The 994-nt window shown below is 65.3% G+C and carries 1 rRNA gene; it reads right to left on the bottom strand.

Going from position 1 to position 994, the window contains the following annotated elements:
• Positions 1-911: 911 nt before the first annotated feature.
• Positions 912-994, bottom strand: a 5S ribosomal RNA gene (gene rrf / locus ACTQ1Z_RS08520); the annotation flags it as partial.

Here is a 994-nt window from a genome sequence, read left to right as displayed (position 1 = left end):
CGCCTCCGCCCGTCCCGTGGGACCCGCCGGCCGCGGCGCAGGGATGAAATATACGCGCCCCCGGGGCCGCCCGCAAGGGGGCGGGGGCGTCTCCACGGGACGCACACATTTAAGGCCCGGAGAGTTAGCGACACCGGCCCCAGCTGGAAGCCCTCCAAACGTCAGTCTTGTGGCATATCCCCAGCTCGAAGGCCTGCGATCGGCCAATCCGTCGGTACGAGCCAGATACGTCCGTCTTATAGAGAAACCCGCGAACCGTGACCCGAATACGCTGAGTCGATGACATGCCGACCGGCAAATCGAGCAAGATTACCCAGAAGAAATCTCCGCACCGACGAGCTATCACGCCAAATTCAAAACCCCGGCAGCACGGCTCGAAGCAAATGACCTCCGACGCACGGCGAAACCGCCGCGAAAGGAGGCGATGCGTCTCGTCGAAGTTAATTGCAACGACGCAAAGGGGGCGACATTGTGGGTGGCCCCTTTGTTCGAAGCTTCGTCGCGAACCGCAGAAGGATAACTTGCCCAAATCCATGCAAGACGAAGCGCGCCGCACGAAAGGCGCCTTCCCGCCCCGAAGGAGGGCCTCCGGCATCGCCGCGATCCCCTCTCCGTGCCAAATGACCAGGGGGCGTTAGCGGGAGGTGGCGCTACGCAAGGTCCCAAATAACAAAAACGCCCCGCCATCGAGCCGGATGGCGGGGCGCAATTGCCTGCTTTACACGGCACGCCGCATCGCCGGAGAAGCCAGACGGCCCGGAACCAGCCCCGGAGACATGGTCAAGGGGGCACCCGAGAGGGACGCGCCGCCGGCGGGAGGCCGGGGCCCGCGCGCCCGGCCCCCATACAGATAGAGGGCCCCGCCACCACGCGGGTGACGGGACCCTCCCGGCACGCAAATGCCCCTCGTTGGTCAGCGACGTCCTGCTCTCCCACGGACTGCTCCGCAGTACCATCGGCGCTAGGGGGCTTAACTTCCGGGTTCGGAATGGGA

It is taken from the genome of Parolsenella sp. LCP21S3_E11 (assembly GCF_052118165.1).
Taxonomy (GTDB): Bacteria; Actinomycetota; Coriobacteriia; order Coriobacteriales; family Atopobiaceae; genus Parolsenella.
Note: the sequence above shows the minus strand (reverse complement) of the source record. Positions and strands in the feature narration are given on the sequence as shown.